The 20,004-nt window shown below is 70.4% G+C and carries 17 protein-coding genes; 13 read left to right on the top strand and 4 right to left on the bottom strand.

Translation table 11 applies throughout. From position 1 onward, the window contains the following. The first annotated feature begins 120 nt into the window (after window positions 1–120). The 7 genes from rsmA (at window position 121) to ACFY0T_RS39470 (ending at window position 10,841) form a co-directional block, all read left to right on the top strand. On the top strand, window positions 121–1,026 hold the full coding sequence (gene rsmA / locus ACFY0T_RS39500) for a 16S rRNA (adenine(1518)-N(6)/adenine(1519)-N(6))-dimethyltransferase RsmA (RefSeq protein WP_388882390.1): 906 nt from the start codon (window positions 121–123) through the stop codon (window positions 1,024–1,026). Next, window positions 1,023–1,922 (top strand): 4-(cytidine 5'-diphospho)-2-C-methyl-D-erythritol kinase, encoded by a 900-nt coding sequence (locus tag ACFY0T_RS39495; RefSeq protein WP_388882387.1) that lies wholly within the window; start codon window positions 1,023–1,025, stop codon window positions 1,920–1,922. Before rsmA ends, ACFY0T_RS39495 begins: the two co-directional genes overlap by 4 nt. 117 nt (window positions 1,923–2,039) lie before the next feature. Then, window positions 2,040–3,413 carry an acyltransferase gene (locus tag ACFY0T_RS39490; RefSeq protein WP_388882384.1) on the top strand — a complete coding sequence of 458 codons (1,374 nt, stop codon included), beginning with the start codon at window positions 2,040–2,042 and terminating at the stop codon, window positions 3,411–3,413. Window positions 3,414–3,958: 545 nt separating this feature from the next. Beyond that, window positions 3,959–5,767 (top strand): ABC-F family ATP-binding cassette domain-containing protein, encoded by a 1,809-nt coding sequence (locus tag ACFY0T_RS39485; protein ID WP_388882381.1) that lies wholly within the window; start codon window positions 3,959–3,961, stop codon window positions 5,765–5,767. A gap of 296 nt (window positions 5,768–6,063) precedes the next feature. Beyond that, window positions 6,064–7,944 carry a PQQ-binding-like beta-propeller repeat protein gene (locus ACFY0T_RS39480; protein ID WP_388882378.1) on the top strand — a complete coding sequence of 627 codons (1,881 nt, stop codon included), beginning with the start codon at window positions 6,064–6,066 and terminating at the stop codon, window positions 7,942–7,944. 81 nt (window positions 7,945–8,025) lie between these two features. Further along, entirely contained in the window at window positions 8,026–9,867 is a 1,842-nt protein-coding gene (locus ACFY0T_RS39475) for a PQQ-binding-like beta-propeller repeat protein (protein ID WP_388882375.1), read from the top strand. Window positions 9,868–10,130: 263 nt separating this feature from the next. Then, window positions 10,131–10,841, top strand: coding sequence for a LuxR C-terminal-related transcriptional regulator (locus ACFY0T_RS39470; RefSeq protein WP_388882371.1), 711 nt, complete (start codon window positions 10,131–10,133; stop codon window positions 10,839–10,841). 109 nt (window positions 10,842–10,950) lie between these two features. Here ACFY0T_RS39470 and ACFY0T_RS39465 read toward each other — a convergent pair whose 3' ends face one another. Continuing rightward, on the bottom strand, window positions 10,951–11,307 hold the full coding sequence (locus ACFY0T_RS39465) for a hypothetical protein (protein ID WP_388882368.1): 357 nt from the start codon (window positions 11,305–11,307) through the stop codon (window positions 10,951–10,953). A 21-nt stretch (window positions 11,308–11,328) separates the two neighbouring features. After that, window positions 11,329–13,080, bottom strand: a complete 1,752-nt coding sequence (locus ACFY0T_RS39460) for a sodium:solute symporter family protein (RefSeq protein ID WP_388882365.1) — start codon at window positions 13,078–13,080, stop codon at window positions 11,329–11,331. 153 nt (window positions 13,081–13,233) lie between these two features. Between ACFY0T_RS39460 and galT the strand changes: the two genes are divergently transcribed. The 3 genes from galT to galK are packed head-to-tail and all read left to right on the top strand — an operon-like array spanning window position 13,234 to window position 16,465. After that, window positions 13,234–14,346, top strand: coding sequence for a galactose-1-phosphate uridylyltransferase (gene galT, locus ACFY0T_RS39455; protein ID WP_388882362.1), 1,113 nt, complete (start codon window positions 13,234–13,236; stop codon window positions 14,344–14,346). Continuing rightward, entirely contained in the window at window positions 14,343–15,302 is a 960-nt protein-coding gene (galE, locus tag ACFY0T_RS39450; RefSeq protein WP_388882360.1) for a UDP-glucose 4-epimerase GalE, read from the top strand. The genes galT and galE overlap by 4 nt, the downstream gene beginning before the upstream one ends. Window positions 15,303–15,322: 20 nt before the next feature. Next, the gene (galK, locus tag ACFY0T_RS39445; RefSeq protein WP_388882357.1) at window positions 15,323–16,465 is read left to right on the top strand and encodes a galactokinase; all 1,143 of its coding nucleotides are present in this window, start codon (window positions 15,323–15,325) and stop codon (window positions 16,463–16,465) included. 204 nt (window positions 16,466–16,669) lie between these two features. Here galK and ACFY0T_RS39440 read toward each other — a convergent pair whose 3' ends face one another. Continuing rightward, window positions 16,670–17,125 carry a GNAT family N-acetyltransferase gene (locus tag ACFY0T_RS39440; RefSeq protein ID WP_388882355.1) on the bottom strand — a complete coding sequence of 152 codons (456 nt, stop codon included), beginning with the start codon at window positions 17,123–17,125 and terminating at the stop codon, window positions 16,670–16,672. A 256-nt stretch (window positions 17,126–17,381) separates the two neighbouring features. On the opposite strand from ACFY0T_RS39440, the gene ACFY0T_RS39435 reads away from it, so the two are divergent. Further along, entirely contained in the window at window positions 17,382–18,152 is a 771-nt protein-coding gene (locus ACFY0T_RS39435; RefSeq protein ID WP_388882353.1) for a LuxR C-terminal-related transcriptional regulator, read from the top strand. Here ACFY0T_RS39435 and tamR read toward each other — a convergent pair. Then, window positions 18,111–18,608, bottom strand: coding sequence for a MarR family transcriptional regulator TamR (tamR, locus tag ACFY0T_RS39430; protein ID WP_388882350.1), 498 nt, complete (start codon window positions 18,606–18,608; stop codon window positions 18,111–18,113). The genes ACFY0T_RS39435 and tamR overlap by 42 nt on opposite strands. Before the next feature lie 213 nt (window positions 18,609–18,821). Here tamR and ACFY0T_RS39425 point away from each other — a divergent pair, with 213 nt between their 5' ends. Further along, complete coding sequence (locus ACFY0T_RS39425) at window positions 18,822–19,643, top strand: trans-aconitate 2-methyltransferase (protein WP_388882348.1); 822 nt, start codon at window positions 18,822–18,824, stop codon at window positions 19,641–19,643. After that, a complete protein-coding gene (locus ACFY0T_RS39420) occupies window positions 19,643–20,002 on the top strand; it encodes a glyoxalase (protein ID WP_388882345.1) in 360 nt (119 codons plus the stop codon). The genes ACFY0T_RS39425 and ACFY0T_RS39420 overlap by 1 nt, the downstream gene beginning before the upstream one ends. Window positions 20,003–20,004: the final 2 nt, after the last annotated feature.

The raw sequence follows: 20,004 nt of genomic DNA, 5'->3' as shown, positions 1-20,004 counted from the left end.
CCACCCACCCGCGGCAGAAGAACGACCCGGGGGTCTGGGGCGGAGCCCCAGAGGACGGGACGGGTAGGGGCGGAGGGGGCGAAAAACCTCTCCGGCCGTCGGCACCCGTACCCTTGCTCCGTGACCAGCCCCACCCCCGACGCCCTCCTGGGCCCCGCCGAGATCCGCGAACTCGCGGGCGCCCTCGGCGTGCGACCCACCAAGCAGCGCGGCCAGAACTTTGTGATCGACGCGAACACGGTGCGCCGCATCGTGCGCACCGCGGACGTGCGTCCCGACGACGTGGTCGTCGAGGTGGGCCCAGGCCTCGGCTCCCTGACCCTCGCCCTGCTGGAGGTGGCCGAAAGGGTCATCGCCGTGGAGATCGACGACGTGCTCGCCGGAGCGCTCCCGTCGACCATCGCCACCCGCATGCCGACCCGCGCGGAGCGGTTCGCGCTGGTGCACTCCGACGCGATGCACGTACAGGAACTCCCCGGCCCGCCCCCCACGGCCCTCGTCGCCAACCTCCCGTACAACGTCGCCGTACCCGTCCTGCTGCACATGCTCGACACCTTCCCGACCATCGAGCGCACGCTCGTGATGGTGCAGGCGGAGGTCGCGGACCGGCTCGCGGCCGCGCCCGGGTCGAAGGTGTACGGCGTTCCGTCCGTGAAGGCGAACTGGTACGCCGAGGTCAAGCGGGCCGGCGCCATCGGGCGGAATGTCTTCTGGCCGGCGCCCAACGTGGACAGCGGGCTCGTATCCCTCGTTCGCCGGACCGAGCCGATCAAGACGACGGCCACGAAGCGCGAGGTCTTCGCCGTGGTCGACGCCGCCTTCGCCCAGCGGCGCAAGACGCTGCGCGCCGCCCTCGCCGGATGGGCCGGATCCGCGGCCGCCGCCGAGGCCGCGCTCGTCGCCGCCGGTGTCTCGCCGCAGGCCCGCGGGGAGTCGCTCACGGTCGAGGAGTTCGCCCGCATCGCCGAGAACCGTGTCGTCGAGAACGTCGAGAACGTCGAGAACAAGGAGTCCGGTCAGCCGTGACGGAGTCGGTGACGGTACGCGTCCCTGCCAAGGTCAACGTCCAGCTCGCGGTCGGCGGCGCCCGCCCCGACGGCTTCCACGACCTGGCCAACGTCTTCCTCGCGGTCGGCCTGTACGACGAGGTGACGGTCACGGCGGCGGACGAGCTGCGCATCACGTGCGCGGGCCCGGACGCCGGACAGGTGCCTCTCGACCGTACGAACCTCGCGGCCCGCGCGGCCCTCGAACTCGCCCGGCGGTACGACCTCGACCCCGCCGTCCACATCCACATCGCCAAGGACATTCCCGTCGCCGGCGGTATGGCGGGCGGCAGCGCGGACGGGGCCGGTGCGCTGGTGGCGTGCGACGCGCTGTGGGGTACGAACGCCTCGCGCGACGAACTCCTCGACATCTGTGCCGAGTTGGGCAGTGATGTGCCGTTCAGCCTGGTGGGCGGGGCGGCGCTCGGCGTCGGGCGGGGCGAGCAGCTGCGGACGCTGGAGGTCGGCGGGACCTTCCACTGGGTCTTCGCCATGGCCGAGCGCGGGCTGTCGACCCCGGCCGTCTTCAGGGAGTTCGACCGGATGAACGACGGGGTGCGGATCCCGGAGCCGGTCGCCTCGCAGGAGCTGTTCGACGCCTTGGCGAAGGGGGACGCCGGGGCCCTCGCGGGCGCCGTCTCCAACGACCTCCAGCCCGCCGCCCTCTCCCTCTTCCCGGCCCTCGCCGACACCCTCGCCGCGGGCCGCGCGGCCGGCGCCCTCGCCGCGCTCGTCTCCGGCTCGGGCCCGACCACCGCCTTCCTCGCCTCGGACGCGCGGTCCGCGAAGACGGTCGCCGAGGCGCTGCTCACCTCCGGAACCTGCCGCTCCGTACGCGTCACCGAGAGCCCCGCGCTCGGCGCGACCGTCCTCTGACAGCGCGTACGGCGCGTCGGCACCTTCAGCACCTGCGGCGCGTACGGCACATACTCAGAAGCGAGTTGAGTACGGGAGCGCTGCCGTCCGACGGGCGTGCGGCGCCACCGTACTCGTATGGGATCAAGCGCTGATGTCCTCGCCGCGGCCACGCCCGCCTCGCGCGACAAGTACATCGACCTGCTGCGGGTCGCCTCGCTCGGCACGGTGGTGCTCGGGCACTGGCTCATGGCCGCTGTGACCGTCGGGGACGACGGGCGGGCCGAGATCGGCAATCTGCTCGCCGTGGAGCCGAGGCTCCAACTCCTCACCTGGGCACTGCAGATCATGCCGGTGTTCTTCTTCGTGGGCGGCTTCTCGCACGCGCTGTCGTACCGCTCGCTCCGCCGCAAGGCAGAAGGGGCAGAGGGGGCAGAAGGGGCGCAGGGGGCGTCAGGGTCCGTCTACTCCGTCTTTCTGCGGGTCCGGCTGCAGCGGCTGCTGCGGCCGACCGTCGTGTTCATCGGGGTGTGGGGCGCGGCGGCCCTGGTGCTGCAACTCGCTGGTGAGGGGGGCGGGTTGCTGGACGTCTCGCTTCGGCTGGTGGCCCAGCCGTTGTGGTTCATAGGGATCTATCTGGCGATGGTGGCGTTCACGCCGCCGTTGCTGCGGCTGCACGAGCGGTACGGCTGGGGCGCGTTCGGCGGGCTGGTGGCGGCGGCCGGCGGCGTGGACGTACTCCGGTTCGCCCTCGGCGTGCCGTACGTCGAGTTCCTCAACTTCGCCTTCGTCTGGCTCGCGGTCCACCAGCTCGGATTCCTGCGCGCGGACGGGCGGTTGGGGCGGCCGTACGTCCTCGCGGGCGGCGGACTCGCGGGGGCCGCGCTCCTGGTGGCGTACGGGCCGTATCCGCTGTCGATGGTCGGGATGCCCGGCGAGAAGATCTCCAACATGGCGCCGCCGACCTTCGCGCTGCTGTGCCACGGGCTGTGGCTGGTCGGCGCGGTGGAGCTGCTGCGGGGGCCCGCGGCGCGGTGGCTGCGCGGGCCGCGGGTGTGGCGGACCGTCGTCGCCGCCAACGGCATTTCCATGACGGCCTTCCTGTGGCATCTCACCGCGATGCTCGGGGTGTACGGAGTGCTGCTCGGCGTGGGGGCGCGGCTGCCGGAGCCCGCGACGGCGGCTTGGTGGGCGCAGGTGCCGCTGCGGATCGCGGCGGCCGTCGTGGTCACGGGGGTGCTGGTCGCCGTGTTCCGACGGTTCGAACGGCCTTCTGGGGCTGGGGAGTTGAAGGTTTCCGCCGGTGGTGCGGGTCCGGCTGCGGCGGCCGGTGCGGTCCTGTGTCTCTTCGGCGTGCTCGGGCTGTCCATGGTCGGCTTCGGTGGGCTGCTGGAAGGCCGTACGGCGATGCTGATCGCGGTACGGGTGACCGCTCCGGCGGCCGTGGCGATGACGCTCGTGGGGTGGCTGCTGGTGGAGCGGGCGGGGCGAGGACGCTTGCTGGGTGCCTAGCACCTGGCTGCAGCGCGCGAGGCTCACGTACACCCCGGGGATCCCGCTCAGCAGCTCGGCCCGCTCGGACGCGGCCTTGAGCGCGGCCCGCTGCACGTGTACCCCGCCCGGTGCTCGGCCGCGGCGGCACCGGCAGCCAGACCCCCTGAAAGAGCCCTGGCCCCCGCATCGGCCCTGATCCCGCGCCAGCGTCTGTCGGGCGACGGAGCGTAACGCCTCTCCGGCGGGGGTGCGGGTGGGGGTTTCGCCCCCTCCGCCCCTGCCCGTCCCGTATCTGGGGCTCCGCCCCAGACCCCGTGGGTGGTTCTTCTGCTGCGGGTGGGTGGGGGCTGGTCGCGCAGTTCCCCGCGCCCCTGACGGGGCGCGGTTTTTCAGCCCGTCCGGCGTTTGAGGACGAGCGCGTTAGCGCGATGGCGGGGGTCTGGGGGCGGCAGCCCCCAGGTACGGGACGGGCAGGGGCGGAGGGGGCGAAAAAACTCTCGGCTTGGTCTGTAGGCCGCGCGGACTACCCTTGAGGGTCGATCGTCCCCCTTGGCAGGAGAGTAATGGCCGTCAATCTGGTCAATGTCGAGTCCGTCAGCAAGGTGTACGGCACCCGTGCCCTGCTCGACGGAGTCTCCCTCGGCGTCAGCGAGGGGGACCGGATCGGTGTGGTCGGGCGGAACGGCGACGGCAAGACCACCCTCATCCGGATGCTCGCCAAGCTGGAGGAGTCCGACACCGGCCGCGTCACGCACTCCGGCGGCCTGCACCTGGGCGTGCTGACGCAGCACGACTCCCTCGATCCCACGGCCACCGTCCGCCACGAGGTCATCCGGGACCTGGCCGACCACGAGTGGGCGGGGAACGCCAAGATCAGGGACGTACTGACGGGGCTCTTCGGCGGGCTGGACCTGCCCGGGTTCCCACAGGGGCTCGACACCGTCATCGGCCCCCTCTCCGGCGGCGAGCGCCGCCGCATCGCCCTCGCCAAGCTGCTCATCGAGGAGCAGGACCTGATCATCCTCGACGAGCCCACCAACCACCTGGACGTGGAGGGCATCGCCTGGCTCGCGCAGCATCTGCGCGACCGCCGCTCCGCCCTCGTCTGCGTGACGCACGACCGCTGGTTCCTCGACCAGGTCTGCACCCGCATGTGGGACGTGCAGAAGGGCGCGGTGTACGAGTACGAGGGCGGCTACTCCGACTACGTCTTCGCCCGCGCCGAGCGGGAGCGGATCGCCGCCACCGAAGAAGTGAAGCGGCAGAACCTTGTGCGCAAGGAGCTCGCCTGGCTGCGCCGCGGGGCGCCCGCCCGCACCTCCAAGCCGCGCTTCCGCGTCGAGGCCGCCAACGAGCTCATCGCGGACGTACCGCCGCCCCGCGACAAGAGCGAGCTGATGAAGTTCGCGAGCTCGCGGCTCGGCAGGACCGTCTTCGACCTCGAAGACGTGACCGTGCAGGCCGGCCCCAAGGTGCTGCTCAAGCACCTCACCTGGCACCTCGGCCCCGGCGACCGGGTCGGCCTCGTCGGGGTGAACGGCGCGGGCAAGACCTCGCTCCTGCGGGCCCTGGCCGACGCCGCCCGCAGCGAGGGGGAGGAGCAGCCGGCCGCCGGGCGGATCGTCACCGGCAAGACCGTCAAGCTCGCCTACCTCTCCCAGGAGGTCGCCGAACTCGACCCGAACTGGCGTGTGTTGCAGGCCGTCCAGGCCGTCCGCGACCGGGTCGACCTCGGCAAGGGGCGCGAGATGACCGCGGGGCAGCTGTGCGAGACGTTCGGCTTCAACAAGGAGAAGCAGTGGACCCCGGTCGGGGATCTCTCCGGCGGTGAACGTCGTCGGCTGCAGCTGCTGCGGCTCCTCATGGACGAGCCCAACGTCCTCTTCCTCGACGAGCCCACCAACGACCTCGACATCGAGACCCTCACCCAGTTGGAAGACCTGCTGGACGGGTGGCCGGGCTCGATGGTCGTGATCTCCCACGACCGGTTCTTCATCGAGCGGACGACGGACAACGTCTTCGCGCTGCTCGGCGACGGCACCCTGCGGATGCTGCCGCGCGGCATCGACGAGTACCTGGAGCGGCGCCGGAAGATGGAGGAGGTGGCCGCGGCCGCCGTACTCGCCGCCGCGCCGGGGCCCACCGCCAAGGCCGCCTCCGCCGCTGACGCCCGCGCCGCCAAGAAGGAACTCCAGAAGATCGAGCGGCAGCTGGACAAGATCTCCGAGAAGGAGACCAAGCTGCACACCCAAATCGCCGACAACGCCACCGACTTCGAGAAGGTCGCCAAACTCGACGCCGAGCTGCGCGAGTTGGCGGGGGAGCGCGAGGACCTGGAGCTGCGCTGGCTGGAGCTGGCGGAGGACGCGTAACAGGGCGTGCAGCAGGGCCTGTAGCAGGGCGCGTCAGAAGGCACGCGACGGGCGCGTACACCGCAAGTGCGCAGTGTGTACGGCGACATGGGCCCCGCGTGAAGGGCGCGTGAAGGCGCGTAACGACGGCATCACGGGCCGGTCCTCCCTTGGGAACAGGGGGCGGACCGGCCCCCTGTGCGGGGGCGCCAGAGTGATAGAAAGAGCCGTCTGAGAACAGTCTGAGAACCACCGGACGTGGCGCGAATCCAGCGCCGCCGGTGGGGCGCCACATCAGTGAAGAGGGGGAAGCGCTGATGAGTCAGCCGCCCAGTCAGCCGCCGCAGGGCGGCTTCGGAGCACCGCAGGACCAGCCGCCGGGCGGTGGTTTCGGCACGCCCCAAGACCCGCGGTCGCAGGGCGGCTTCGGCGCACCCCAGAGCCCACCCCAGGGCACGCCCCCCGGCGCACCCCAGGACCCGCGCGCGCAGGGCACACCCCCTCCGCCCGCGCAGCCGCCCCAGGCCCCCGCGCCCCCGCAGACTCCGCCCGCCGGTCCTCCGCAGCCCGGTTACGGATACCCCCAGCAGCCCGGCCCCTACGCCCAGCCGGGCCCGTACGGCCAACCGCAGCAGCCGCAACACCCCCAGCAGCCGGGCCCGTACGGCCAGCCCGGCCCCTACGGGCAGCCGCAGCAGCCCGGTTACGGATACCCGCCTCAGGCGCAGTACCCCGGCGCGCCCGGCACCCCGCCCCCCGGCGGCGGCTCCAAGAACCCCTTCAAGGGCCGGCCCGCGATGATCATCGGCGCCGCGGTGGCCGCGCTGCTCGTCGTCGGCGGCACCGTATGGGCCGTCAGCGGCGGTGGTGACGACGGCAAGAAGCCGGTCGCCGACAAGAGCCCGAGCGGCAAGGCCTCCGCCTCCGACGATCCGGTCAACCCCGGTGACGGCAGCGGCGACGGCGGCGAGGATCCCGAGGACCTCAACGCGGGCCGCCAGGCCGGCGAGGCGAAGGTGCTCTGGTACAAGGAGGCGCCGGACGCGCCCGGTTCCGGCGCCGACGCCCCCGGCCTGTGGGTCACCGACAAGGCCGCGGTGAAGCCGGCGTACAAGCAGGTCTTCGCCTACAACGTCGGGGACGGCAAGCCGACTTGGGACGCGATCGCCTTCCCGCAGAAGATCTGCGCGGTCACCCCGCAGAAGACCTCCGACGACAAGGCCGTGGTCGCGTACATGAGCGGCTCCGGCGACAACGCCAAGTGCAACCAGCTCCAGCAGATCGACCTCAACACCGGCGCCAAGGGCTGGAGCACGAAGGTCCCCGACGGCGAGCTCTTCGACAGCACGCTCACCATCGAACTGGCCATCACCGGCGACACGTTGATGGTCGGCCGCTCGATGTCCGGTACGGCGTACGACGTCAGCAGCGGCAAGCAGCTGTGGGACAAGAAGAAGTACGGCTCGGGCTGCTACCCGGCCGGGTTCGCGGGCGGCGCCAAGCTGATCGCCGTCTCGTCCTGCGGGGTCGCCACCGACACCGAGCACGACGAGGTACAGGAGCTGGACCCGGCCACCGGCAAGGCCAAGTGGACCACGAAGATCCCCAAGGGCTGGACGGTCGAGCGTGCGTACTCCGTCGACCCCGTCGTGCTGTACATGACCAACAAGGACAAGAAGCGGGTGAACGTCACCACGCTGAAGAACAACGGCGACCTCCGCTCGCAGCTGGAGAGCAAGGACACCTTCGCGCCGGAGTGCGGTTACGCCATCCTTGACCGCGATCTGTCGGGCTGCTTCGGCGCCGTCGCCGACGCCAACACCCTCTATCTGCCGACCGAGGCGAAGACCGGCGCCAACGAGATCGTCGCGTTCAGCCTGGAGACCGGCAAGGAGAAGTGGCGCGTCAAGTCGCCGGCGGACGAGTCGATGCTGCCGCTGAAGATGGACGGCACGAACCTCGTCGCCTATGTCGAGCCGTCGTACGACGCCGGTGGTCAGATCGTGTCGATCCCGACGACCGGCAGCAGCCACAAGACGACGAAACTGCTGCAGAACCCGCAGGGCGCCGCGGACATCGAGAACGGCTTCTTCTCCAAGGCGGTCGACTACGTGGACGGGCGCTTCTACATCTCCACCACCCGGCTGACGGGCAATGACGAGGCGAAGGAGAAGTTGATGCTGGCCTACGGCAAGTGACCTGCTGATCCTCGCCGGGGCGTTCCTCGTCCTCCTTTCGTTCAGACCCGCCAACCCTTCGTATTCCGAGGTACACACGTCATGAGCCAGCCGCCCCCGCCCCCGCCGAACCAGCCCCCGCAGGGCGGTTTCGGCGCGCCCCAGGACCCGCCGCCCGGCGGTTTCGGTGCCCCGCAGGACCCGCCCCCCGGCGGTTTCGGCGCCCCGACGCCCCCGCCGCCCGCGCAGGGCCCCGGCTACGGCTACCCGCAGACGCCCCCGCCGCCCCAGACGGCTCCGCCCGCCCCGCCGCAGCAGCCGTACGGTTACCCGCAGACGCCGCCGCCCCCGGCCCAGCCCGGCGGCTACGGCTACCCGGGGCAGCAGCAGGCTCCGTACGGCGCCCCGGGCCAGCCGCAGGCCCCGTACGGCTATCCGCAGCCGCAGATGCCGATGCAGCCGCAGGCTCCCCACGGCGGGGGCGGCGGGCGGAAGTTCAACAGCCAGCTGGTCATCATCGTGGCGGCCGTGGCGGCCGTCGCGCTGATCATCGGCGGCGGCGTCTGGTACGCGAGCTCGACCGGCAAGGACGAGGGCAAGAACAACTCCTCGGGCACGAGCGGCGGCACCGGCGGCAAGGACGGCAAGGGCGGCGGCAAGACCTCCGGTACCACCGGCAAGGAGAAGGTCCCGTCCAACACGAGCTCCAAGGTGCTGTTCCAGATCCCCGCGCCCGCGGTGAAGGACGACAGCAGCGTGACCACCGTCGGCTCCTGGCTCACCGACAAGGTGTACGCCAAGAGCGGCAACGCCGAGGTCAACGGCTACGACCCCGACTCGGGCGCCAAGCTCTGGACGATCAAGCTCCCCGGCCCGGTGTGCGAGGCCAGCCGCCACGCCACCGACGCCAACCGGACCGCGATCATCTACGAGCCCGCCATGCCGACCAAGGCGGACCCCTCGCACGGCTGCAGTCAGCTCGCGGCCCTGGACCTCGACACCGGCAAGAAACTGTGGACCAAGACGGTCAAGTCCGGCGACGAACTGGTCAACATCGACAATGTCACCGTGAGCGCGAACACGGTTGCCGCGGGCAGCACCAGCGGCGGCGCCGCGTTCGACATCTCGACCGGCAAGCAGCTGTGGGCGCCGAAGCCGACCGACAGCTGCTACGACGCCGGGTACGGCGGCGGCGACAAGCTGGTCGCGGTGCGCAAGTGCGGCGAATACGGCAGCACCCGTCAGCTGCACATCCAGACCATCGACCCGAAGTCCGGGAAGGTGCTCTCCGAGTACAAGATGTCGCCCGGCATCGAGTACGCGAGCGTCGTGTCGACCAACCCGCTGGTCGTCGCCGCCGACGTCGGCGACTCCGCCGGTGACGGCAGCGGCATCTCCGACTTCTTCTCCATCGACAACAAGACCGGCAAGCTGCGGACGAAGATCTCGGCGCCCGGCAAGACGTACGCCGCCCGGTGCGACGGGATCAGCAGGATCGAATCCTGCTCCTCGCTCGCCGTCGGCAACGACAAGCTGTACATCCCGACCGAGGAACACGACGGCACCGGCAAGTACAGCCAGACCAACGAGATCGTCGCCTTCGACCTCGCCACCGGAAAGCAGACCGGCCAGCGCGCCGACGCGGGTGACGGCTACACCATCACCCCGCTGCGCATGGACGGCGGCAACCTCCTGGCGTACAAGCGTCCGCCGTACGACAAGGGCGGGCAGATCGTCAGCATCGACGGCACCTCGTTCAAGGCGACCAAGCTGCTGGAGAACCCGGCGAGCGACTCGGTCAGTGACGCGGAGTCCAGCATGCTCCCGCAGTACGCCGAGATCATCTACAGCGACGGGCACCTGTACATGTCCCAGGTCTACGCCCACAAGCCGTCGTCCTCGGACGACAAGGAGTACCTGGCGATCGCCTTTGGCGCGCAGTAGTCGCGCACTAGTCGCGCGGTAGTTGAAACGCGCCGTTGTGAACGGCCCCGCCTCTGGTGCAGGATCCCTGCTCAGGGGCGGGGTCGTTCGCGTACCCCTCATCACTCCCGAATGGGAGGGATTTCGATATTCCGGGGCACTTCTCTCCGGTAGGGGAAGCGCAACGTCGAACAAGCGTGTAGCTTCCGGGGGATGGAGAGCCGGGGGGCTCCTAATCCACGGGGAACCAGTGGGGATGCTTGGGGGGACTGGGGGGTTGCCTGATGGGAGTGCGGCTCATGGTGGTCGACGACCACCGACTGCTCGCCGAGGCGTTGGCCTCGGCCTTGAAGCTGCGGGGGCACCGGGTGCTCGCCGCGGCGGCGCCGGCTGCCGGAGCGGCGGAGCTGGTGATCACACGGGCACCCGAGGTGTGCCTGCTCGGCACGGCGACACCCGCCGAACCGGGGATCTTCGACCCGGTGGTGAAGATCAAACGGGAGCGCCCGCAGGTGGCGGTCCTGGTCCTCGGCCCCGTACCGAACCCGCGCGGCATCGCCGCCGCCTTCGCCGCCGGCGCCTCGGGCTACGTACGCCATGACGAACGCATTGAAGGCGTCGAGCGCGCGATCATGAAGGCAAGGGCGGGCGAGGCGGCAGTGGCCCCACAACTACTCCAGAGCGCCTTCAGCGAACTCCTCAACCCCGCCGCCCAACCGGACGACGAGGGTCAGCGCCTGCTCCAGATGCTCACCCCGAGAGAGGTCGAGGTCCTGGTCCGGGTGGCCGACGGCGAGGACACCCGGTTGATCGCGGCCGGCATGGGCATCGCCCCGTCGACGGCCCGGACCCACGTCCAGCGCGTGCTGATGAAACTGGGGGTGGGGTCGAGACTTGAGGCAGCGGCACTGGCGGCGCGCACGGGATTGCTGGACCGCGCGGGCCCGGTGGCGATGCCACCCGGGGCTGCGGAGGACCCGCGCCCCGCGCAGTAGCCCTGATGGGCAGATCTGGGCCGGCCGGTGCGGCGTTGAGCAGGCTTTTTGTGAGCCGCCGATGGCCCAGATCTGCCCATCCTCCACCTCCTGTGAGGGCAGCACATCTCTACTCCGAGGGCCTCTCCTCCTCAGGGAGCGGCAGCGGAGGTGGTGCCAGGGGGCGTAGCCACAGCCAGGCCAGGAAGAACACGCCGAGGGCCAGCATGCCCAGACCGGTCCACAGGTTGATGTTGACGCCCTCCGCCTTGTCCAGGTTGGCGTCGGACACCGTGATGCCGGCGATCGTGACGATGATGCCGTAGATCACGAAGAGGCCGCCGATGATGCGGCGCAGGTCGAAGATCCGCGCGGCGGTCGCGGACTTGTGCTCCAGCTCGGTGACTTCCCGCTGGACGTCCTTCTCGGAGTATCCGGGATGTCCGGGGTACTCGGAGAATTCGGAGTGTTCGGAGTGCTCGGACATGGTCTCTCCATCCTCCCGCGGTCAGAACGAGAACGGGATGTAGCAGGCGGCGGCCAGGATGACCGCGCCCCAGCCCAGCAGGGCCGGCTTGCGATACCAGGCGTCGTCGCCGACGGCCGGCGGCTCGGCCATGCCGGGGGAGCGGGTGCCGTACACCAGGCCTTCGAGCTCGTCGGCCGGCTTCGGGGCGGTGAAGAGCGAGACGACGGCCATGACCACGGCACCGGCGACGAAGCCCGCGATCGCCGAGACGAAGTTGGCGCCCTGGTCGGAGGGAATGCCGATGATGCCCCTCTTGTACATCACGAAGTAGTTGACCATCGCCGTCACCGTGCCCGCGAGCAGGCCCCAGAAGCCGGACTTCGCGGACGCCCGCTTCCAGAACATGCCGACGATGAAGACCACGAACATCGGCACGTTGAAGAAGGAGAACAGGGTCTGGAGGTAACTCATGATGTTCGAGAACGACGACGCCAGGAACGCCGTACCGATCGACGCGAAGACTCCGATCGCGGTGATGAGGCGGCCGAACCGCACGTAGTACTCGTCCTCCCGGTGCCTGATCACGTACTTCGCCCAGATGTCGTTGGTGAACACCGTGTTGAAGGACGAGACGTTGGCTGCCATGCCTGCCATGAAGGCCGCCAGCAAGCCCGTCACCGCGATGCCCAGGACGCCGTTCGGGAGCAGCTCCTGCATCAGGTACGGGATCGCGTCGTTGTACTGCAGATCCGAGCCGCTCGTGCCGATCTTCGGGACCAGTACCGCCGCCACCAGGCCGGGGATCATCACCAGGAAGACGATGAAGATCTTCGGGTATGCGGCGATCAGCGGGGTGCGCTGGGCGGCGGAGAGGTTCCGCGCGGACAGCGCGCGCTGCACCTCCGCGAAGTTCGTCGTCCAGTAGCCGAAGGAGAGCACGAAGCCGAGGCCGAGGACGATGGTCAGCCAGTTGGCGCCCAGCGGGTTGGGGTTGCCGATGCCGGTGCCGCCCCAGGCGGTGACGAAGTCGGGGCCGTGGGTGGCGGTGAGCTTGTCGCTCAGGCCGCCCCAGCCGCCGACCTTCTTCAGGCCGAGCACGGAGATCGGGATGAGGGCCGCCAGGATCACGAAGAACTGCAGCACCTCGTTGTAGATCGCGGACGACAGACCGCCGAGGGTGATGTACGCGAGGACGAAGGCCCCGGCGACCACGATCGCCACCCACTGCGGCCAGCCGAGGAGCGCCTCGACGACGATCGCGAGGGCGTAGAGGTTCACACCGGCGATCAGGATGGCGGCGAAGGCGAACAGGATCGAACTGAGCAGGTGCGCCCACTTGTCGAAGCGCAGCAGCAGGAACTCGGGGACCGAGCGGACCTTGGACCCGTAGTAGAAGGGCATCATCACCAGGCCGAGGAAGACCATGGCCGGGATGGCGCCGATCCAGTACCAGTGCACGGTGTACGCGCCGTACTGGGCGCTGTTGGCGGCCATGCCCAGGATCTCGGTGGCGGCCAGGTTGGCCGAGATGAAGGCCAGGCCGGTGATCCACGCGGGCAGGGAGCGCCCGGAGAGGAAGAAGTCGAGGGTGGTCTTGACGGACCGGCGGGCGGCGAAGCCGATGCCGAGGACGACGACGAAGTAGATCCCGAGGATCGTGTAGTCGAGCCAGTTCGTGGGGAGCCGGAGCCCGGCGGCCAGGGAGGTCCGGAGCCCGTCGGCCAGAGAGGTCCCGAGTTCGTCGGCCAGGGAGGTTCGCAGCCCGTCGGCCAGATACGTGGGGGTAGGCATGCCCGTATCTATGCCCCGGACGCCCCGCAAGGCTGCCCAAGCTTCACAGACACCGCCCAAACCCGCGCAGGCATTGACGTTACTGTTGCATTGTGGTTTGTTGTGTTCGGTTCTGTTTGAAGGTTTGAATGGGTGCGGATGGGGAGTCCGACTGTGAAGAAGACCTCGACCCGGCTCGCCGACGGTCGTGAGCTCATCTACTACGACTCACGCGACGACGTGGTGCGCGACGCCGTGGACCGGCGCCCGCTCGACCCGACCGTCACCACGTCCGAAGTCCGCCGCGACCCGCTGCTCGGCGACGCGGTCGCGATTGCCTCGCACCGCCAGGGGCGTACGTACCACCCGCCGGCGAACGAGTGCCCGCTCTGCCCCACGCAGGGCGACCGGCTGAGCGAGATCCCCGACTCGTCGTACGACGTCGTGGTCTTCGAGAACCGCTTCCCCTCACTGGCCGGCGACTCCGGCCGCTGCGAGGTCGTCTGCTTCACCTCCGACCACGACGCGTCCTTCGCCGACCTGACCGAGGAGCAGGCGCGGCTGGTGCTGGACGCGTGGACGGACCGGACCGCCGAGCTCTCGCACCTTCCCTCCGTCGAACAGGTCTTCTGCTTCGAGAACCGCGGCGCCGAGATCGGCGTGACCCTCGGCCACCCGCACGGACAGATCTACGGCTACCCCTTCACCACCCCGCGTACGGCCCTGATGCTGCGCTCGCTCGCCGCGCACAAGGAGGCGACCGGCGGCGAGAACCTCTTCGACGAGGTCGTCGCCCGCGAGGTGGCGGACGGCTCCCGGGTCGTCCTGTCGAGTGACCACTGGGTCGCCTTCGTGCCGTACGCCGCGCACTGGCCGTACGAGGTCCACCTCTACCCGCGCCGCCGGGTGCCCGACCTGCTCGGCCTCGACGAGGACGCGCGCACAGAGTTCCCCCAGGTCTATCTGGAACTCTTGAAGCGCTTCGACCGGATCTTCGATGGGCCGGGTGGAGGGAAAGAAGGGGCGCCGGGTGGCGGGAAAGAAGGGGCGGGGGAGCCCCCGACGCCGTACATCGCCGCATGGCACCAGGCGCCGTTCGGCTCGCTGGAGGAGTTCGAGGGCGTCAACCGGGACGACTTCGCGCTCCACCTTGAGCTTTTCACCATTCGACGTACTTCCGGCAAGCTGAAGTTCCTCGCGGGTTCCGAGTCCGGCATGAGCGTGTTCATCAACGACGTGCCGCCGGAGACCGCGGCCCAGCGACTGCGAGAGGTAGCGAGTTCATGAGTGGGAAGTACCTGGTCACCGGTGGCGCGGGCTATGTGGGCAGCGTGGTCGCGCAGCACCTGATCGAGGCGGGCCACGAGGTCGTCGTACTGGACAACCTCTCGACGGGCTTCCGAGAGGGCGTACCGGCGGGTGCTTCGTTCGTGGAGGGCGACATCCGGGACGCGGCCAAGTGGCTCGACTCCTCGTTCGACGCCGTGCTGCACTTCGCCGCGTTCTCGCAGGTCGGCGAGTCGGTCGTGAAGCCCGAGAAGTACTGGGACAACAACGTCGGCGGCACGATGGCGCTGCTCGCCGCGATGCGCGAGGCGGGCGTCCGCAAGCTGGTCTTCTCGTCCACGGCGGCGACGTACGGCGAGCCGGAGACGACCCCGATCGTCGAGACCGCGCCGACGAAGCCGACCAACCCGTACGGCGCCTCCAAGCTCGCCGTCGACCACATGATCACCGGCGAGGCGGCGGCGCACGGCCTCGGCGCGGTCTCGTTGCGCTACTTCAATGTCGCGGGCGCGTACGGGGCGTGCGGCGAGCGCCACGACCCCGAGTCGCACCTCATCCCGCTGGTCCTCCAGGTCGCGCAGGGCCGCCGCGACGCGATCTCGATCTACGGCGACGACTACCCGACGCCGGACGGCACCTGCGTCCGCGACTACATCCACGTCGCGGACCTGGCCGAGGCGCATCTGCTGGCGCTCACGGCCGCTCGGCCCGCCGAACACCTGATCTGCAACCTCGGCAACGGCAACGGGTTCTCCGTCCGCGAGGTCATCGAGACGGTACGTCAGGTGACCGGGCACCCGATCCCCGAGGTGGTCGCTCCGCGCCGCGGCGGCGACCCGGCGGTGCTGGTGGCCTCGGCGGCCACGGCCCGGGAGCGGCTCGGCTGGAACCCGTCCCGCGCGGATCTCGCGGGGATCGTCGCGGACGCGTGGGCGTTCGCTCAGAACAGGGACTGAGGAGTACACAGGTGGGGCACGTGGAGGTTCGTGAGGGCTTCGAGGAGCTGTACGGTGCCGCGCCGGAGGGCGTCTGGGCCGCTCCCGGCCGGGTCAACCTGATCGGCGAGTACACGGACTTCAACGAGGGTTTCGTGATGCCGCTCGCCCTGCCGCACACGGCGGTGGCGGCGGTGTCGCGCCGCGACGACGGCGTACTGCGCCTGCACTCCGCGGACATCGAGGGTCCGATCGTCGAACTGGATGTGGAGTCGCTGGAACCGCTGACGAACACCAGCTGGGCCGCGTACCCGGCGGGTGTCGTCTGGGTGCTGCGCGAGGCCGGGCACGCTGTGGGCGGGGCCGATGTGCATCTCTCCTCGACGGTGCCGACCGGCGCGGGCCTGTCGTCGTCGGCGGCGCTGGAGGTGGTCACGGCCCTGGCCCTCAACGACCTCTACGAACTGGGCCTCACCCGAGCCGAGTTGGCTCGCGTGGCCCAGCGCGCGGAGAACGACTTCGTCGGCGTCCCCTGCGGCATCATGGACCAGACGGCGTCGGCCTGCTGCACCGAGGGCCATGCCCTGCACCTCGACTGCCGCGACCTGTCGATCCGCCAGATCCCCTTCGACCTGGCCTCCCAGGGGCTGGAACTCCTGGTCGTCGACACCCGCGTGAAGCACGCCCTGGGCGACGGGGCGTACGCGGAGCGGCGCGAGGGGTGCGAGGAGGGCGCGCGGCAGCTGGGCGTCTCCCACCTTCGTGACGTCGCGTACGAGGACCTCGACGCGGCGCTCGCCCGCCTCTCCGACGAGCGCGTGCGCCGTTACGTCCGCCATGTCGTCTCCGACGACCACCGCGTGGACCAGGTCATCGGTCTGCTGGACGCGGGCGACGTCCGGGCCATCGGCCCCGTCCTGACGGACGGCCACACCTCGCTCCGCGACGACCTGCGCATCTCCTGCCCGGAGCTGGACCTGGTCGTCGACACGGCCAACGCCTCCGGCGCCCTCGGCGCCCGCATGACCGGCGGCGGCTTCGGCGGCTCGGCCATCGTCCTGGCCGAGTCCGCGGACGCGGACACGATCACCAAGGCGGTGGAAGAAGCCTTCGCGGCGGCGGGCTACACGGCTCCCCGGGTGTTCCCGGCGGTGCCCTCCGCGGGCGCGCGTCGCTTGAGCTGAGGGTTTCTTCGCCCCCTCCGCCCCTACCCGTCCCGTCCCTGGGGCTCCGCCCCAGACCCCGCTCCTCAAACGCCGGAGGGGCTGGAGAGCTTTAGCCCGTCCGGCGTTTGAGGACGAGCGCGAAGCGCGATACGGGGGGTCTGGGGGGCGGAGCCCCCCAGGTACGGGACGGGTAGGGGCGGAGGGGGCGAAAACCCCTGGTGCTCAGTCCAATCGCTTCGTCAGCGTGTACTCCGTCACCCCCGGTGGATAGTCCGGGATGACGCACACCACCTCGTAGCCCTGCTTCTTGTAGAAGGCCGGGGCCTGGAAGTCCCAGGTTTCGAGGCGGGAGTTGCGGCAGCCGCGCTCGGTGGCGGCCAGGTGTTCGGCCGCTGCCAGGAGGCGGGAGCCGAGGCCGGTGCCGCGGTGAGGGGTGTCGACCCAGAGGTATGTCACGTGGAGCCAGGTCGTCCAGGTGTGGCCGACGAGGCCGCCGGCGAGGGTGTCGGTGGAGTCCAAGGCCCAGAGGTGGAGCGGAAGTTCGCGTTCACCTGGGGTTCCGCGCAGGGCGCGGAGGACGGGAGAGGCCTGAGTGTTGGTCTCGCGCAGGCGGCGGCGGAGCAGATCGCGCCGGTCTTTGTCGTCTCCTGTCTCAATACGAAACATACGGCTCACCATAAACGCGCTGGCCAACCAGTTCTGCAATTTGCCTTCCGCTCTCCGCCACCGGCCTTACCCTGATGAACAGCACCGGTGGGGGCCGGTGCTGATCAGGGGGCGAGACAGTCGGGTACGACGCCCGAAGTGGGGGTAGCAGTTTCAGCACGGCGGCGGCCGTGCGGCTGTGGCACCCCATTTCCCGAGTCGTCAGCGGGCTCGGGATCACTTCGGGCGCCGTACCCGCACCGGCCGTCCCCCGACAGTGGGGGTTTCAGTGGTTCGCATCCGAGTACTGGTCGTCGACGACCACCGCATCTTCGCCGAGTCGCTCGCTGCCGCCCTCGCGGCCGAGCCCGACGTCGACGTGTCCGCAGCGGGCAGCGGTCCCGCCGCGCTGCGCTGCCTGGAGCGCGCGGCGGCGGAAGGCCGCAGGTTCGATGTGCTGCTCGTCGACGCGGACCTGGGCGGCAATCTGCCCGGCCTGCGTCCGGCGGCCGTGCCCGTCCAGGAGAGCAATGAGGACGGGCTGGTGGACGGCATCTCGCTCGTCGCGGGTGTGCGGTCCGGGCAGCCGAGCGTACGGACCGTCGTGCTGGCCGAGAAGGACGATCCCCGGCGGGCCGCGCTCGCCCTGCAGGCCGGGGCCTCGGGATGGGTGGCCAAGGACTGCTCGTTGTCGCGGCTGCTCACCGTCATACGGGGCGTGCTGCGGGACGAGACCCACCTGCCGCCCGCCCTGCTCACCGGCGTACTGCGCGAGTTGACCGCCGCCCGCAAGCACCGCACCGAGAGCGAGCGGCTCGTCGAGTCGCTCACGCCCCGGGAGCGGGAAGTGCTGCGGTGCATGGTCGCCGGGCTGGGGAGGAAGGCCGTCGCCGAGCGGTTGTTCCTGTCGCCGCACACCGTCCGCACGCATATGCAGAACGTGCTCGGGAAGCTGGGCGTGCACTCCACGCTTGCCGCCGTGGCGCTCGCCCGCCGTGCCGGGGTCGGGCCCGTCGACCTAACCGGGGATGTTGTCGAACGGGGCGGTCAACTGGCGTAGCAGTCCCGCCAGTTCGCCCCGCTGGGCCGTGGTGAGCTCCGCCAGGATCGCGCGCTCCTGCTCCAGCAGGCCCGCCAGTGCCTGGTCCGCCCGGTCGCGGCCCTCGTCCGTCAGGCGCACCAGCACGCCTCTGCGGTCGCTCGGGTCGGGGAGGCGCTCCACCAGGCCCTTCTTCGCCAGCCGGTCGATGCGGTTCGTCATCGTGCCCGAGGTGACCAGGGTCTGCGTGAGCAACTGGCCGGGGGAGAGCTGGTACGGCGTTCCGGCGCGCCTGAGTGCCGTCAGGACGTCGAACTCCCAGGGCTCCAGGCTGTGTTCCGAGAACGCCAGACGGCGCGCGCGGTCCAGGTGCCGGGCCAGTCTGCTCACCCGGCTGAGCACTTCCAGCGGCTCCACGTCGAGGTCCGGGCGCTCCCGGCGCCACGCTGCGACCAGCCGATCGACCTCGTCCTCCATGACGATCAGTGTAGTGGTTGTGTCGACGTGAAGTCTCTTGATGTGAAGTCTCTTGACGTCGAGATAGCTGGCGGGTGAAGGTGGGTACCTGATCGGTCGAGGCCGTCGATGGATTTCAGCGGCCTTCGACGGCCTTCGACCATCGACGGCCTTCGACGATCTTCGACGGCCGTGCACGACTCTCCGGTGACTTCGATCGAGGAGGCCCCACCCATGCCCGCCCCCACCACCCCCACCTGGGACCCCGCCCAGTACCTCCGCCACGCCGAGCACCGCGCCCGCCCCTTCGCCGACCTCCTCGCCCGCGTCCCGGTGCTGCCCCGCGACCCGGCCCGCATCGCCGACCTCGGCTGCGGACCCGGCAACGTCACCACCCAGCTCGCCGAACGCTGGCCCACCGCGCACATCACCGGCTACGACAACTCCCCGGAGATGCTCAGGAGGGCCGAGGAGTACGCCGGTGCCACGGCCGACGGCGGCCGGCTCGACTTCGCCCACGCCGACCTCACGGACTGGGCGCCCCCGGAGACGTACGACCTGATCGTCTCGAACGCCGCGCTCCAGTGGGTCCCGGGCCACCTGGACGCCTTCCCGGGCTGGCTCGACGCGCTCGCCCCCGGCGGCACCTTCGCCTTCCAGGTCCCCCACAACATCGACGCGCCCCTGCACGCCCTGATGCGTGAACTCGCCGCCACCGCCCGCTGGAAGGACCGCCTCGCCGATGTGCTCCGGCGCGAGGACTCGGTCCACCACCCGCTGGTCTACCTGGACCGGCTGGCCCGCCTCGGCTGCGAGGTGGACGTCTGGGAGACGACGTACATGCAGCTGCTCGCGGGCGAGGACCCGGTGCTGGACTGGGCGAAGGGCACGGCGCTGCGGCCCGTCTTCACGGCCGTCGCGGACGAACCCGAGGTCCGGGAAGCCTTCGTGAGCGAGTACCGGGATCTGCTGCGCGACGCCTACCCGACGGAGCCGTACGGGACGGTGCTCCCGTTCCGCCGGCTGTTCGCCGTGGCCAGGAAGGCCGCCGCCTGATGCTCGTAGCCGTCGACCACGTCCAGCTCGCCGCGAGTGCGGGCAGCGAGCCCGAACTGCGGACGTACTACGTCGATGTCCTCGGGATGACCGAGATGCCCAAGCCGCCGGCCCTCGCCGCCCGCGGCGGCTGCTGGTTCCGGGCGGGTGCCGTGCAGCTGCACCTGGGGATCGAGGAAGACTTCCGGCCCGCGAAGAAGGCCCATACCGGGCTGCGGGTCACCGGCATCGAGGCGTACGCCGCCCGGCTCACGGCGCACGACGCGTCCGTCACCTGGGACGACAACCTCCCCGGCCACCGGCGCTTCTACTCCGAAGACCCGGTGGGCAACCGGCTGGAGTTCCTGGAGCCGCGCTGAAG

This window comes from Streptomyces sp. NPDC001530, assembly GCF_042894545.1.
Lineage (GTDB): Bacteria > Actinomycetota > Actinomycetes > Streptomycetales > Streptomycetaceae > Streptomyces.
The sequence above is the reverse complement of the archived record's forward strand: the minus strand, read 5'-3'. Positions and strand labels throughout refer to the sequence as shown.